This is a genomic window from Enterobacter sp. SECR19-1250 (genome assembly GCF_013391025.1).
Taxonomy (GTDB): Bacteria; Pseudomonadota; Gammaproteobacteria; order Enterobacterales; family Enterobacteriaceae; genus Enterobacter; species Enterobacter cloacae.
The window spans coordinates 76,025-90,379 of the sequence record NZ_JACASJ010000006.1; the positions used below are offsets into that span (position 1 = coordinate 76,025).

Consider the following 14,355-nt stretch of genomic DNA (forward strand, 5'->3'; position numbering starts at 1 on the left):
GGATTGCACCATGAGCACTTTTACCACCCCTGTTGTTACTTCCATGCAGATCATTCCGGTTGCCGGCCATGACAGCATGCTGATGAACCTGAGCGGCGCACATGCGCCGTTTTTCACCCGCAATATTGTCATTATTAAAGATAACGCCGGGCATACCGGCGTGGGGGAAATCCCGGGCGGTGAGAAGATCCGCAAAACGCTTGAAGACGCCATCCCGCTGGTGGTGGGAAAAACGCTGGGCGAATATAAAAACGTCTTAAATACCGTGCGGAATACCTTTGCCGATCGCGATGCGGGTGGCCGTGGGCTGCAAACGTTTGATCTGCGCACCACCATCCACGTGGTGACCGGCATCGAAGCCGCCATGCTGGACCTGTTAGGTCAACACCTGGGGGTTAACGTTGCTTCCCTGCTGGGTGAGGGGCAGCAACGCAGCGAAGTGGAGATGTTGGGCTATCTGTTCTTTGTTGGCGACCGCAACCTGACGCCGTTGCCATATCAGAGCCAGCCGGACGAGCAATGTGACTGGTACCGACTCCGCCACGATGAAGCGATGACGCCGGATGCGGTGGTGCGCCTGGCAGAGGCCGCGTACGAAAAATATGGTTTTAATGATTTCAAACTGAAGGGCGGCGTGCTGGCCGGGGAAGAAGAGGCGGAAGCTATCTCAGCCCTGGCTAAACGATTCCCGCAGGCGCGCGTCACGCTGGATCCGAACGGGGCCTGGTCGCTTGATGAGGCGATCGCCATCGGCAAGCAGCTGAAAGGCGTGCTGGCCTACGCGGAGGATCCGTGCGGGGCAGAACAAGGTTTCTCTGGCCGTGAAGTGATGGCGGAGTTCCGCCGCGCCACCGGTTTACCTACCGCGACCAACATGATCGCCACCGACTGGCGTCAGATGGGGCACACTTTGTCCCTGCAGTCTGTCGATATTCCGCTGGCGGACCCGCATTTCTGGACGATGCAGGGCTCTGTACGTGTGGCGCAGATGTGCCATGAGTTCGGTCTGACCTGGGGCTCGCACTCCAATAACCACTTTGATATCTCGCTGGCGATGTTCACCCACGTGGCCGCTGCCGCGCCGGGCACGATCACCGCGATCGACACCCACTGGATCTGGCAGGAAGGCAATCAGCGTCTGACGAAAGCGCCGTTTGAAATCAAAGGGGGGATGGTGCAGGTCCCGTCCACACCGGGTCTGGGCGTGGAGCTGGATATGGATCAGGTGATGAAAGCCCACGAGCTGTACCAGAAACATGGGCTGGGTGCGCGCGATGACGCGATGGCGATGCAGTATCTGATCCCAGAGTGGACATTCGACAATAAACGTCCGTGCATGGTACGATAAACGCATTGGGACCGCTCCCATGAGCGGTTCTTTACGTGGTGTATGCTTAACGTAACGACTATGCGTAAGGATGGCTTATGAAAATTGTTATCGCACCGGACTCGTATAAGGAAAGTTTGAGTGCGCTTGAGGTTGCGACAGCGATAGAGCAGGGTTTTCGCGAGATCTTTCCTGAGGCGGTTTACGTCAAACTGCCGGTCGCGGACGGCGGTGAAGGCACCGTCGAAGCGATGATCGCGGCAACGCAGGGACGCATTGTGCATGTTCCGGTGACCGGCCCTCTGGGCCATCGCGTGGAAGGGTTTTACGGGATATCCGGCGACGAGAAGAGCGCCTTTATCGAAATGGCGGCGGCCAGTGGTCTTGAGCTGGTTGCACCTTCGCAGCGCGATCCTCTGAAAACGACCTCCTGGGGCACGGGTGAACTTATCCGTCACGCGCTGGATGCGGGCGTTAAGCATATCATCATCGGCATCGGGGGCAGCGCCACCAATGATGGCGGTGCAGGAATGGTGCAGGCGCTGGGGGCCAGGCTGCTGGACGACCGTGAACAGCCGCTGGGGCAGGGCGGAGGCGAGCTGGGCAAACTTGCCCGTATCGACCTGAGCGGGCTGGACAAGCGTCTGGCCGAGTGCCGCATAGAAGTGGCCTGCGATGTGACGAATCCGCTTACCGGTAAGCTGGGCGCATCAGCGGTTTTTGGCCCGCAAAAGGGGGCCACACCCGAGATGATCATCACTCTGGACAATGCGCTTGCGCACTATGCGCGGATCATTGCCCGGGATCTTGATATGGATGTGCTCAACCTGGCGGGCGGCGGCGCGGCAGGTGGAATGGGGGCGGCGCTGTATGCCTTCTGCGGTGCGCAGCTGCGCCAGGGCATTGAGATCGTCACCGATGCGCTACATCTGGCTGACCAGATTGCCGATGCGGATTTGGTGATAACGGGTGAAGGTCGCATCGACAGCCAGACGATCCACGGCAAAGTGCCGGTTGGGGTGGCGAAGGTAGCTAAACGCTTCAACAAGCCGGTTATCGGGATTGCAGGCAGTCTGACGGCGGACGTTGGCGTCGTGCACGATCACGGCATCGATGCGGTGTTTAGCGTGATTTACACCATCTGCTCGCTGGAAGATGCGCTGGAAAATGCCAGCGAGAACGTCAGGATGGCCGCAAGAAATATCGCGGCGGTACTGAAACTCGGGCAGGGGATGTAGTTCTCCCTTACCCAGTGGGAGAGGGGTGAGGGTGTAGGCCCGGTAAGCGTCGCGCCACCGGGCATTTACCTCAGTTTCCTAACACCTTCATCGCTTCCCGCGTCACGTTATCCATCTCATCCAGCAGCTCAAGGAACTCCGGTTCCAGTTCAGATTCTGGTGTCCCTGCGCGTAGCTGCTGCTCCAGCAGCTGGCAGAGGTTTTTCAGGCGGGCCACGCCGCTGTAACCACAGCTACCGTGCAGCTTGTGGATAGCCTGCAGCAGCTCCTCCGGGTTTTCGCCCACCAGCTGTTCTTCTACCTTATTGCGAATTTCCGGCAGAAACGCGACCAGCATCTGTAGCATCTCGCGGGCTAAATCGGGTTTCCCCGCCGCCTGGCGTAACGCAAGCTGCCAGTCAAAGGTGGCGTTCTGATTCACGCTAATCTCAACTGGTTCTGCTGATAAGGTATACGTACCGCCGATATGCCCCGGCTTATAGCGCAGCAGCAGGTTATGCAGTTTCTCTTCGTCGATAGGCTTCGCCAGATAATCGTTCATTCCGGCGCCGAGCAGCTTCTCTTTCTGTCCGGCCATTGCATGCGCGGTCACGGCAATGACCGGCGTTTGCTGCTGATGAGGTAGCTGGCGAATAAGCTCGCAGGCGCGAATGCCATCCATACCCGGCATTTGAATATCCATCAGAATCAAATCGAACTGCATCTGTTTGGCCAGTTCAACCGCCTCAGCACCGCTGGTGCAGAGCTCAACATGCTGAACCTGATCCTCAAGCAGCACGCCAATCAGCTTCAGGTTTGCCGGGTTATCATCCACCGCCATCACGCTCATCGGCAGCCTCTGCTCGTCATTAACCAGCGCCACGGCATGCTCATTCAGGCGGCAGTAGGCCGTCAGGGCAGGCAACAAGCGTGTGGCGGTGAGCGGTTTAAGCAGACAGGCGGCCGCCCCGTCGTTTTTCAACTCTTCGGCATTGATTTGCGCATGGCACGGCAGCGCCAGCAGCAGGTAGTCGGTCATTGATGCGGCTTTCGTCAGCCGTTCCTGCTGCATGGTGAGCTCCCCGGTAAAGGTGACCGGGATCCCCATCAGCAGGATGTCGTAATGCTCAACGGTAAGCGCAGAGAAGGTCGGGCTGTAGACCACCTCCAGCGGCGTGGTGCTTAAGATGTCCAGCGTGCACTGGGCCGCGGCGGCGTTCGGCTCCACGTAAGCGAGGCGCTTGCCTTTCAGGCAATCCGTCACCGGGCCGTCCGTCAGCACGTTCGGGTTGAGATTCAGGTTGATATGGAACCAGAACGTCGACCCCCGGTTTGGCTGGCTGTGGAAAGAGATATCGCCACCCATCTCTTTAACCAGTTTTTGCGTGATAACCAGCCCCAGGCCCGTACCACCGTGACGCCGTGAAATACTCGCATCCGCCTGACGAAACGCCTGGAACAGACGGGATTGATCCCGTTCGGGAATGCCAATGCCGGTATCGCGGATCTGAACTTCAATCTGTACTTTGTTATTACTGATGGCACGTTTTTCCACCAGAATGTCGATGTTGCCGCTTTCGGTAAATTTGATGGCATTACCGACAAGGTTGGTAATGACCTGCTGCAGGCGCAGCGGATCGCCGATGACGTTATCCGGCACGTCGTTTTTAATGTTCAGCGTCAGCTCAAGCCCTTTGTCGTGCGACGAATGCGCCAGCAGCGTAACCACCTCATCAAGCGTACTGCGCAGCGGGAACGGAATGCTCTCCAGAATCAGCTTGCCCGCTTCCAGCTTGGAGAAGTCCAGCACGTCATTAATGATCGCCAGCAGATTGTTAGCCGAACGTTCAATGGTGTGCAGGTGATCGCGCTGGGTGGGGTTAAGCTCGCTCTTCAGGGTCAGGCGGGTAAAGCCAATCACGCCATTGAGCGGCGTACGCAGCTCGTGTGACATATTGGCAAGGAACTCCGATTTAATTCGGGCTGCCTCCTGGGCACGCTTTTTCGCCAGATCCAGCTCGACGTTCTGAATCTCCATCTGCTCCAGCGTTTCGCGCAGATCCGAAGTGGCCTGATCCACGTTATGCTGCATCTCTTCGTGATACGCCGCCAGCGACATCGCCATCGAGTTGATGCCGTTTTTCAGCATGTCCAGTTCGCCCAGCATAAACCCTTCCACGCGGCTATCGAGCTGGCCACGGCGAATGCGGTCAACGGTGTTGACCATATTGCGGATGGGCCCGGTCACATCGCGCATCAGTCGCCAGCCGAAGATAAGCGCAATACCGATACAGAACAGCATCATCACGCCGGAGATAAAAATCTCTTTGTACTGCTGCAGTCGCACCGACTTGAGGTCCAGCTCCAGCGCCACATATCCGAGCATATTGCTGCTGGACTTGGCGTCGGATTGCGCGGACTCATCCGGCGAATAACTTTCCGAAATTATCGGCGTGCGCAGGATCATAATATCGCCCCGTCGCATCACCGTGAGATGGCGCGGGAACGGCGAACCGTCAGGAATTTTTAACGCTGCCGGATCAAGATGAAAATTAGAGGTGACGAACAGCCGGTTATGCTCGTCATAGACGGAGATCGCACGCACAATATCCGAATGGCGGCGATGCAACACACTGATTAACTGACCAATCGATTCGCGGTTTTGCAGGTTCATCCCGTATTCGCTGGACACGGCCAGCGGTTCGATGATGCTGGCTCCGGCATCTTCCAGCTGTCGCTGCAGGTCGTTATAGCGGTGCACAACGAAGAAGATGCTCAGCAGCAAACCGATGAGAACGGTGGGGGCGAGGATCAAAATCATCATGCGCGCGCGCAGGCTGTAGTTGGTCATGGCGTTCCGTTATGGGACAATTAAGATAATTATGTATATTTGAGAAAATTCCCGGCGATGGCGCAATTCTACTCTGCAAAGCGACGCGTGACGACGCGTCAGATCATCACTGTCGAAGCCACGGACCTTGACCCTTTTGGTCAGGGCGTCGCGCATCACAATGGTAAGACACTGTTTATAACAGGTTTGCTGCCCACAGAACGAGCAGAAATTACGCTGACGGAAGATAAACGCCAGTACGCACGCGGGAAGGTGAAGCGCCGTCTGACCACCAGCCCGGAGCGCACAGAGCCACGCTGCCCGCATTTTGGCGTCTGCGGAGGCTGCCAGCAACAACATGCCAGCGTAGTTTTACAGCAAAAAAGTAAGAGTAATGCCCTGGCACGCCTGCTCAGGCATGACGTTGACGACATCATTGCCGACCAACCCTGGGGCTATCGTCGTCGCGCGCGGCTGAGCCTAAGCTATCAGCCCAAAAACGAGCGGCTGGAGATGGGGTTTCGCAAAGCGGGCTCCAGCGATATCGTCGATATCAGGCAGTGCCCCATTTTGGTGCCCCGTCTTGAGGCATTGCTCCCGGACGTGCACGCATGCCTGTCCGGGCTGGACAGTGTTCGCCACCTCGGGCATGTGGAACTGGTCCTGGCAAACAATGGTCCGCTGATGGTGCTGCGCCATACCGCGCCGCTGTCCAAAAAAGACCGCGAAAAACTGGAACGCTTTTCGCATTCCCACGAGCTGGCGCTTTTTCTCGCCCCACAAAGCGAGATACTGGAGCAGGTTACAGGTGACGCGCCCTGGTATGCGTCAAACGGACTACGCTTAACGTTCAGTCCGCGGGATTTCATCCAGGTTAATGACGGCGTCAATCAGCAGATGATCGAAACCGCGCTGACGTGGCTGGATGTCCAGCCGACCGACCGCGTGCTTGATCTCTTCTGCGGCATGGGCAATTTCACGCTGCCGCTGGCCCGTAAAGCGGCGAGTGTTGTGGGGGTAGAAGGCGTCGACGCGCTGGTGGCGAAAGGCCAGGAGAATGCGCAACAGAACGGCTTGCAAAATGTGACATTCTTTCATCAAAATCTGGAGGAAGATGTCACGCAGCAGCCCTGGGCAAAACAGGGCTTTGACAAAATCCTGCTCGACCCGGCACGGGCAGGCGCACCGGGCGTGATGCAGCATATAATTAAACTCGCCCCGAAACGCGTGGTCTACGTTTCCTGTAACCCGGCAACGCTTGCCCGGGATAGCGAGGCATTACTCAGCGCGGGTTACCAGATTCAGCGTCTGGCAATGCTGGACATGTTCCCGCACACTGGGCATCTGGAATCAATGGTGTTGTTCGAGCACATCTAATTAGTTTGGCTTGTCGACTTCGACAGGCCCTGGTCCCTAAAGGAGAGGACGATGGTTGCGGTAAGAAGTGCACATCTTAATAAAGCTGGTGAGTTTGACCCTCAAAAATGGATCGCAAGTCTGGGAATTTCCAGCCAGCAGTCGTGTGAACGCTTAACCGAAACCTGGGCCTATTGTCAGCGCACCACGCTGGGGCATCCGGACGCCGAGCTGCTGCTGTGGCGCGGCGTGGAGATGGTCGAAATCTTATCCATGCTCAATATGGATATCGAAACGCTGCAGGCCGCGCTTCTGTTCCCGCTTGCCGATGCGGATGTCGTCACGGAAGACGTGCTGCGTGAAAGCGTCGGAAAATCGGTCGTGGCGCTGATCCACGGTGTCCGCGATATGGCGGCCATTCGTCAGCTCAAAGCCGCGCACACCGATTCCGTCTCCTCTGAACAGGTCGATAACGTTCGCCGGATGCTGCTGGCCATGGTGGATGATTTCCGCTGCGTGGTGATCAAGCTTGCCGAGCGTATCGCCCACCTGCGTGAAGTGAAGGACGCGCCGGAAGATGAGCGCGTACTCGCCGCCAAAGAGTGTACAAACATCTATGCGCCGCTGGCGAACCGCTTAGGCATTGGTCAGCTCAAATGGGAGCTGGAAGACTACTGCTTCCGTTACCTGCACCCGGCGGAATATAAGCGCATTGCGAAACTGCTGCATGAACGCCGTATCGACCGCGAACACTATATTGAAGAATTTGTCAGCGGGTTGCGCCAGTCGATGAAGGAAGAGAACGTCCGCGCCGAAGTGTACGGTCGGCCAAAGCATATCTACAGCATCTGGCGCAAAATGCAGAAGAAACACCTCGCCTTTGACGAGCTGTTCGACGTGCGTGCCGTGCGTATTGTGGCGGAGCGTCTGCAGGACTGTTACGCCGCACTGGGGATCGTGCACACGCACTTCCGCCATCTGCCGGATGAGTTCGATGACTATGTCGCCAACCCGAAACCTAACGGCTACCAGTCTATTCATACCGTGGTGCTGGGCCCCGGCGGTAAAACGGTTGAAATTCAGATCCGTACCAAACAGATGCACGAAGACGCCGAGCTGGGTGTCGCCGCGCACTGGAAATACAAAGAGGGCACCTCGGGCGGAGCGCGCACCGGTCACGAAGACCGCATTGCCTGGCTGCGTAAGCTGATTGCGTGGCAGGAAGAGATGGCCGACTCCGGCGAGATGCTCGACGAAGTGCGCAGCCAGGTCTTCGACGACCGGGTGTACGTCTTTACGCCGAAAGGGGACGTTGTCGACCTGCCTGCCGGGTCAACGCCGCTCGACTTTGCCTATCACATCCACAGCGATGTCGGGCACCGCTGCATTGGTGCGAAAATCGGCGGGCGCATTGTGCCGTTTACCTACCAGCTGCAGATGGGCGATCAGATTGAAATCATCACCCAGAAGCAGCCAAACCCGAGCCGTGACTGGCTGAACCCGAACCTGGGGTATGTCACCACCAGCCGCGGACGCTCCAAAATTCACGCCTGGTTCCGTAAACAGGATCGTGACAAGAACATCCTTGCCGGTCGCCAGATCCTGGATGACGAGCTGGAGCATATAGGCATCAGCCTGAAAGAGGCGGAGAAGTTCCTGCTGCCGCGTTACAACTTTAATGAGCTCGATGAGCTGTTAGCGGCCATTGGCGGCGGCGATATTCGTCTCAACCAGATGGTGAATTTCCTGCAGGCGCAGTTCAACAAGCCAAGTGCGGCAGAGCAGGATGCGGCGGCGCTGAAACAGTTGCAGCAGAAAACCTACGCCCCGCAGCAGCGCAGCAAAGACAATGGCCGCGTGGTGGTGGAAGGCGTCGGCAATCTGATGCACCACATCGCCCGCTGCTGCCAGCCTATCCCGGGGGACGACATCGTCGGCTTTATCACCCAGGGGCGCGGGATTTCGATTCACCGCTCAGACTGTGACCAGCTTGCTGAGCTGCAGTCGCATGCGCCGGAACGCATCGTTGAAGCCGTCTGGGGTGAAAGCTACTCTGCCGGCTACTCGCTGGTGGTGCGCGTCACCGCCAACGATCGCAGTGGACTGCTGCGCGACATTACGACCATTCTTGCCAATGAGAAGGTCAACGTGCTGGGCGTTGCCAGCCGCAGCGATACCCGCGAGCAGCTTGCCACCATCGATATGACCATCGAAATCTACAACCTGCAGGTGCTGGGCCGCGTGCTTGGCAAACTGAACCAGGTCCCGGATGTGATTGACGCGCGTCGTCTCCACGGCGGTTAAACATCCTCTTCTGTAAGCCGGGTAAGGCAACGCTGCCACCCGGCATTTTTTCATCAGGACAGAACTATGACTCAAATCGACCGCCTGCTCGGCATCATGAAACGCCTGCGCGACCCGGAAAACGGCTGCCCGTGGGATAAAGAGCAGACTTTCGCGACTATCGCCCCGTACACCCTCGAAGAGACCTATGAAGTACTGGACGCCATTTCACGTGAGGACTTTGACGACCTACGCGGCGAACTCGGTGACCTGCTGTTCCAGGTGGTGTTCTATGCGCAGATGGCGCAGGAAGAGGGACGTTTTAATTTTAACGATATCTGCGCCGCCATTAGCGACAAGCTTGAGCGCCGCCATCCGCATATCTTTGGCGATGCCACGGCGGGCAACAGCGCGGAAGTGCTGGCGCGCTGGGAGCAGATTAAAAGCGCCGAGCGGGCTGAAAAATCCCAACACTCCGCGCTGGATGACATCCCGCTGGGTCTGCCCGCCCTGATGCGTGCCCATAAGATCCAAAAACGCTGCTCGGCAGTAGGGTTTGACTGGCACTCGCTTGGCCCGGTACTGGACAAAGTCCATGAAGAAATCGACGAAGTGATGCACGAAGCGCAGCAGGCCGTGGTGGATGAAGCAAAGCTTGAAGAAGAGATGGGCGATTTGCTGTTCGCCGCCGTCAACCTTTCGCGCCACCTGGGTGTAAAAGCGGAAACGGCCCTGCAAAAAGCCAACCTTAAGTTCGAACGACGCTTTCGCGAAGTCGAGCGCATTGTGGCCTCGCGCGGCCTGGAAATGACCGGAATTGACCTCGATGTGATGGAAGAAGTCTGGCAGGAAGTAAAACGCCAGGAATCTGATCTCTAACGGAATTTTGCGATCAAGTGCAATTTGTGTGATTTTTTAAATGACAAGCGCTTGATTTGCGTCAAAAACATTTACCCAAAAGGGGCTATTTTCTCACTCCTTATGTTTGTCATGGCCTGGAATGGAGACGGAGAATGAAAGTTTGTGGCGCTCGCCGTGTTCGGGTATACTACTTTCCCGTCCTGGTTATTCCATCGTTTCACCCTAACTTCTCAGGTTCAGCATGACAACGAACTATATTTTTGTGACCGGCGGGGTCGTATCCTCTCTGGGTAAAGGCATTGCCGCAGCCTCCCTCGCAGCCATTCTTGAAGCCCGTGGCCTCAATGTGACCATGATGAAACTGGATCCGTACATCAACGTCGATCCTGGCACCATGAGCCCAATCCAACACGGGGAAGTGTTCGTTACTGAAGACGGCGCTGAAACCGATCTGGATCTTGGCCACTACGAGCGTTTCATTCGCACCAAAATGACCCGTCGTAATAACTTCACGACTGGCCGTATCTACTCCGACGTTCTGCGTAAAGAACGCCGTGGTGATTATCTGGGTGCAACCGTACAGGTTATCCCGCACATCACTAACGCTATCAAAGAACGCATCATTGCGGGTGGCGAAGGCCACGACGTGGTGCTGGTTGAAATCGGCGGTACCGTGGGTGATATCGAATCCCTGCCGTTCCTGGAAGCGATTCGCCAGCTGGCGGTTGATATCGGTCGTGAACACGCGCTGTTCATGCACCTGACGCTGGTGCCTTACATGGCAGCCGCAGGTGAAGTGAAAACCAAACCGACTCAGCACTCCGTGAAAGAGCTGCTCTCCATTGGTATTCAGCCTGACATTCTGGTTTGCCGCTCCGATCGCGCGGTTCCGGCGAACGAACGTGCGAAAATTGCATTGTTCTGTAACGTGCCTGAAAAAGCCGTTATTTCAATGAAAGATGTCGATTCCATTTATAAAATCCCGGGCCTGTTGAAATCACAGGGCCTGGACGATTATATTTGTAAACGATTCAGCTTGAACTGTCCGGAAGCTAACCTGTCTGAATGGGAACAGGTTATTTATGAAGAAGCCAATCCGGCTGGTGAAGTGACTATTGGTATGGTCGGCAAGTACATCGAACTGCCGGATGCCTATAAGTCCGTTATCGAAGCGCTGAAACACGGTGGTCTGAAGAACCGCGTCTCCGTGAACATCAAGCTGATTGATTCGCAGGATGTTGAAACACGTGGCGTCGAAATTCTGAAAGATCTGGATGCGATTCTCATCCCTGGCGGCTTCGGCTACCGTGGTGTAGAAGGCAAGATCGCCACTGCACGCTATGCGCGTGAAAACAATATTCCATACCTCGGCATCTGCCTGGGTATGCAGGTTGCGCTGATCGAATTTGCGCGCAACGTAGCGGGAATGGAAAACGCGAACTCTACGGAATTTGTGCCAGACTGTAAGTACCCTGTAGTGGCGCTTATCACTGAATGGCGCGACGAAGACGGTAACGTCGAAGTCCGTACCGAGAAGAGCGATCTGGGTGGCACTATGCGTCTTGGCGCACAGGCCTGCCAGCTGTCTGACGATAGCGTGGTTCGTAAGCTGTATGGCGAACCGGTCATCACCGAGCGTCATCGTCACCGCTATGAAGTCAACAACATGTTGTTGAAACAAATTGAAGCTGCGGGTCTGCGTGTTGCGGGCCGCTCCGGGGATGATCAGTTAGTCGAGATCATCGAAGTGCCAAACCACCCGTGGTTTGTCGCCTGCCAATTCCACCCGGAATTTACTTCAACGCCACGTGACGGGCATCCGCTGTTCGCAGGTTTCGTGAAAGCCGCCAGCGAGTATCAGAAGCGTCAGGCGAAGTAAAAAAGTTAGAACGGCAACGCGTACCCCCGGTACGCGTTGTTTGTCTGGAGTTTTAGTTTAACTTGTACTGAGGAAAATCTAATGTCCAAAATCGTTAAAGTCATCGGTCGTGAAATCATCGACTCCCGTGGTAACCCGACCGTTGAAGCCGAAGTTCATCTGGAAGGTGGTTTCGTCGGTATGGCAGCTGCTCCATCAGGTGCTTCTACTGGTTCCCGCGAAGCGCTGGAACTGCGCGATGGCGACAAATCCCGTTTCATGGGCAAAGGCGTACTGAAAGCTGTTGGCGCTGTAAACGGTCCTATTGCTCAGGCAATCATTGGCAAAGACGCTAAAGACCAGGCTGGCATCGACAAGATCATGATCGATCTGGACGGTACTGAAAACAAATCTAACTTCGGTGCGAACGCAATCCTGGCGGTTTCCCTGGCGAACGCCAAAGCCGCTGCGGCAGCGAAAGGTATGCCACTGTTCGAGCACATCGCTGAACTGAACGGCACCCCAGGCAAATACTCCATGCCTGTACCAATGATGAACATCATCAACGGTGGTGAGCACGCAGACAACAACGTTGATATTCAGGAATTCATGATTCAGCCAGTTGGCGCGAAAACCCTGAAAGAAGCAGTACGTATGGGTTCTGAAGTGTTCCACAACCTGGCTAAAGTTCTGAAAGCAAAAGGTATGAACACGGCTGTGGGTGACGAAGGTGGCTACGCGCCAAACCTGGGTTCTAACGCAGAAGCACTGGCTGTTATCGCTGAAGCAGTAAAAGCCGCTGGCTATGAGCTGGGCAAAGACATCACTCTGGCGATGGACTGCGCAGCATCTGAATTCTACAAAGACGGTAAATACGTTCTGGCTGGCGAAGGCAACAAAGCGTTCACCTCTGAAGAGTTCACTCACTTCCTGGAAGACCTGACCAAACAGTACCCAATCGTTTCTATCGAAGACGGTCTGGACGAGTCTGACTGGGATGGTTTCGCATACCAGACTAAAGTACTGGGCGACAAAATCCAGCTGGTTGGTGACGATCTGTTCGTAACCAACACCAAGATCCTGAAAGAAGGCATCGAGAAAGGCATCGTTAACTCCATCCTGATCAAATTCAACCAGATCGGTTCTCTGACCGAAACTCTGGCTGCGATCAAAATGGCGAAAGACGCTGGCTACACCGCTGTTATCTCTCACCGTTCTGGCGAAACTGAAGACGCTACCATCGCTGACCTGGCTGTTGGTACCGCTGCTGGCCAGATCAAAACCGGTTCTATGAGCCGTTCTGACCGTGTTGCTAAATACAACCAGCTGATTCGTATCGAAGAAGCGCTGGGCGAAAAAGCACCTTACAACGGTCGTAAAGAGATCAAAGGCCAGGCATAATTGCTTAACCCTTAAAATGAAAATGCCAGTCGAAAGACTGGCATTTTTTTTGGTTATTTGAAATCAACCGCCATTTGCTCCGGGATGCTCAGCCCCCGGGTAGTTTGTACGCAGCGGGCAATATAGTCCGTAAAACGCGGCGGTTTAGGCATGCCCATACTGAGCAGCTTGTCGTTGCTGAAACGTACATTCAGCGTGGCAAAGGCCCCGTACAAGCGCATTGCTCTCAGCATCAGCCGTTCGTTGCAGGGGCCAAAAATATCCTTCAGCTCACGGCGCATTCTGACCAGCGTTTCGTAACTTACCTGGGCATACTTATCACCGACCGGGGCTTTCTCCAGCGCCTGTGCCATCGCATTATCAATATCTGCAAAGCGCACGCTGTTCTCTTCTCCGGCAGAAATATGTACCACTTCTCCCGGCTGCGCAGCGCTGTTAAGCAGCATCAGCAGTGCATCGGCGCAGTAATCCACCGGGACGACATCTATTTTGTCTTCCATTGAGCACATGAATTTTTGCAGCATTAGCCCCATGCTGAAGACCCAGAAAATACTGCTCGACGGCGTACAGCCATGACGGGTATGGCCGACCACGATGGACGGACGGGCGATGAGCAGCGGCAGGTTGGGGCAGTGCTGGCGCATCAGTTGTTCAATGGTGGATTTCGAATACGTATATTCCACCAGATGCTCAGCGTTCTCTCTGAACTCCGCGCTTTCGGCGACCAGCGAATCCTGCTCCGGCGTGCACGACATGGCTGTTCCCACATGCAGAAAGCGCTGTAAACCGACAACCTGATTCATGCGTCTGGCGAACGCCAGCGTCCCCTCCACATTCACTTTCCAGATCAGCGGATTGTTACCAAATGACGCGACGGCCGCGCAGTTAAGAACATGCGTCACCTGTTCCAGACGCGGGTCGTTCAGGAAGCCCTCCGGCTGGCTGAGATAGCCAATAAGGATATTCTCCTCGCTCAACGCGGCCAGCGTCTCCTCTGAAACCTTGAATTTACGCATGTTGTCCCGCACGCGTTCCAGCCCCTGTCGCGGGTCACTGGCGCGCGCAAGCAGCAGTAATTTTACTGAACTATTACTGGTAAGTATTTTTTCAAGTACTGCACCGCCCAGAAAACCAGTCACGCCTGTAATAAATAACATATTAATCTATCCGACATTCCGCAGCTAATTTAGGAATAAACTACCTCATAGAGTCTACCGAGTAA

The 14,355-nt window shown here is 55.6% G+C and carries 9 protein-coding genes; 7 read left to right on the forward strand and 2 right to left on the reverse strand.

What is annotated here, in order from left to right; translation table 11 throughout:
- Positions 1-10: 10 nt before the first annotated feature.
- Both gudD and HX884_RS03060 read left to right on the forward strand, forming a co-directional pair.
- Positions 11-1,348 (forward strand): glucarate dehydratase, encoded by a 1,338-nt coding sequence (gene gudD, locus HX884_RS03055; RefSeq protein WP_029882847.1) that lies wholly within the window; start codon positions 11-13, stop codon positions 1,346-1,348.
- Between the two features lie 77 nt (positions 1,349-1,425).
- A complete protein-coding gene (locus tag HX884_RS03060; RefSeq protein ID WP_040021628.1) occupies positions 1,426-2,565 on the forward strand; it encodes a glycerate kinase in 1,140 nt (379 codons plus the stop codon).
- A gap of 70 nt (positions 2,566-2,635) precedes the next feature.
- Here HX884_RS03060 and barA read toward each other — a convergent pair whose 3' ends face one another.
- Complete coding sequence (barA, locus tag HX884_RS03065; protein WP_178327636.1) at positions 2,636-5,395, reverse strand: two-component sensor histidine kinase BarA; 2,760 nt, start codon at positions 5,393-5,395, stop codon at positions 2,636-2,638.
- A 57-nt stretch (positions 5,396-5,452) separates the two neighbouring features.
- Between barA and rlmD the strand changes: the two genes are divergently transcribed.
- The 5 genes from rlmD to eno all read left to right on the forward strand — a co-directional run bounded on the left by rlmD (position 5,453) and on the right by eno (position 13,133).
- Positions 5,453-6,751: a 23S rRNA (uracil(1939)-C(5))-methyltransferase RlmD gene (gene rlmD / locus HX884_RS03070; protein ID WP_013098519.1), complete on the forward strand. Its 1,299-nt coding sequence runs from the start codon at positions 5,453-5,455 to the stop codon at positions 6,749-6,751.
- Between the two features lie 51 nt (positions 6,752-6,802).
- Positions 6,803-9,034, forward strand: coding sequence for a GTP diphosphokinase (relA, locus tag HX884_RS03075; protein ID WP_013098518.1), 2,232 nt, complete (start codon positions 6,803-6,805; stop codon positions 9,032-9,034).
- A 66-nt stretch (positions 9,035-9,100) separates the two neighbouring features.
- Positions 9,101-9,892, forward strand: a complete 792-nt coding sequence (gene mazG, locus HX884_RS03080) for a nucleoside triphosphate pyrophosphohydrolase (RefSeq protein WP_047351676.1) — start codon at positions 9,101-9,103, stop codon at positions 9,890-9,892.
- Between the two features lie 223 nt (positions 9,893-10,115).
- The gene (gene pyrG / locus HX884_RS03085) at positions 10,116-11,753 is read left to right on the forward strand and encodes a glutamine hydrolyzing CTP synthase (RefSeq protein ID WP_013098516.1); all 1,638 of its coding nucleotides are present in this window, start codon (positions 10,116-10,118) and stop codon (positions 11,751-11,753) included.
- An 81-nt stretch (positions 11,754-11,834) separates the two neighbouring features.
- Entirely contained in the window at positions 11,835-13,133 is a 1,299-nt protein-coding gene (gene eno / locus HX884_RS03090; RefSeq protein WP_013098515.1) for a phosphopyruvate hydratase, read from the forward strand.
- A gap of 53 nt (positions 13,134-13,186) precedes the next feature.
- Here the strand turns inward: eno and HX884_RS03095 are convergent, their stop codons facing one another.
- Positions 13,187-14,296 carry an SDR family oxidoreductase gene (locus tag HX884_RS03095; protein ID WP_178327637.1) on the reverse strand — a complete coding sequence of 370 codons (1,110 nt, stop codon included), beginning with the start codon at positions 14,294-14,296 and terminating at the stop codon, positions 13,187-13,189.
- Positions 14,297-14,355 lie beyond the last annotated feature (59 nt).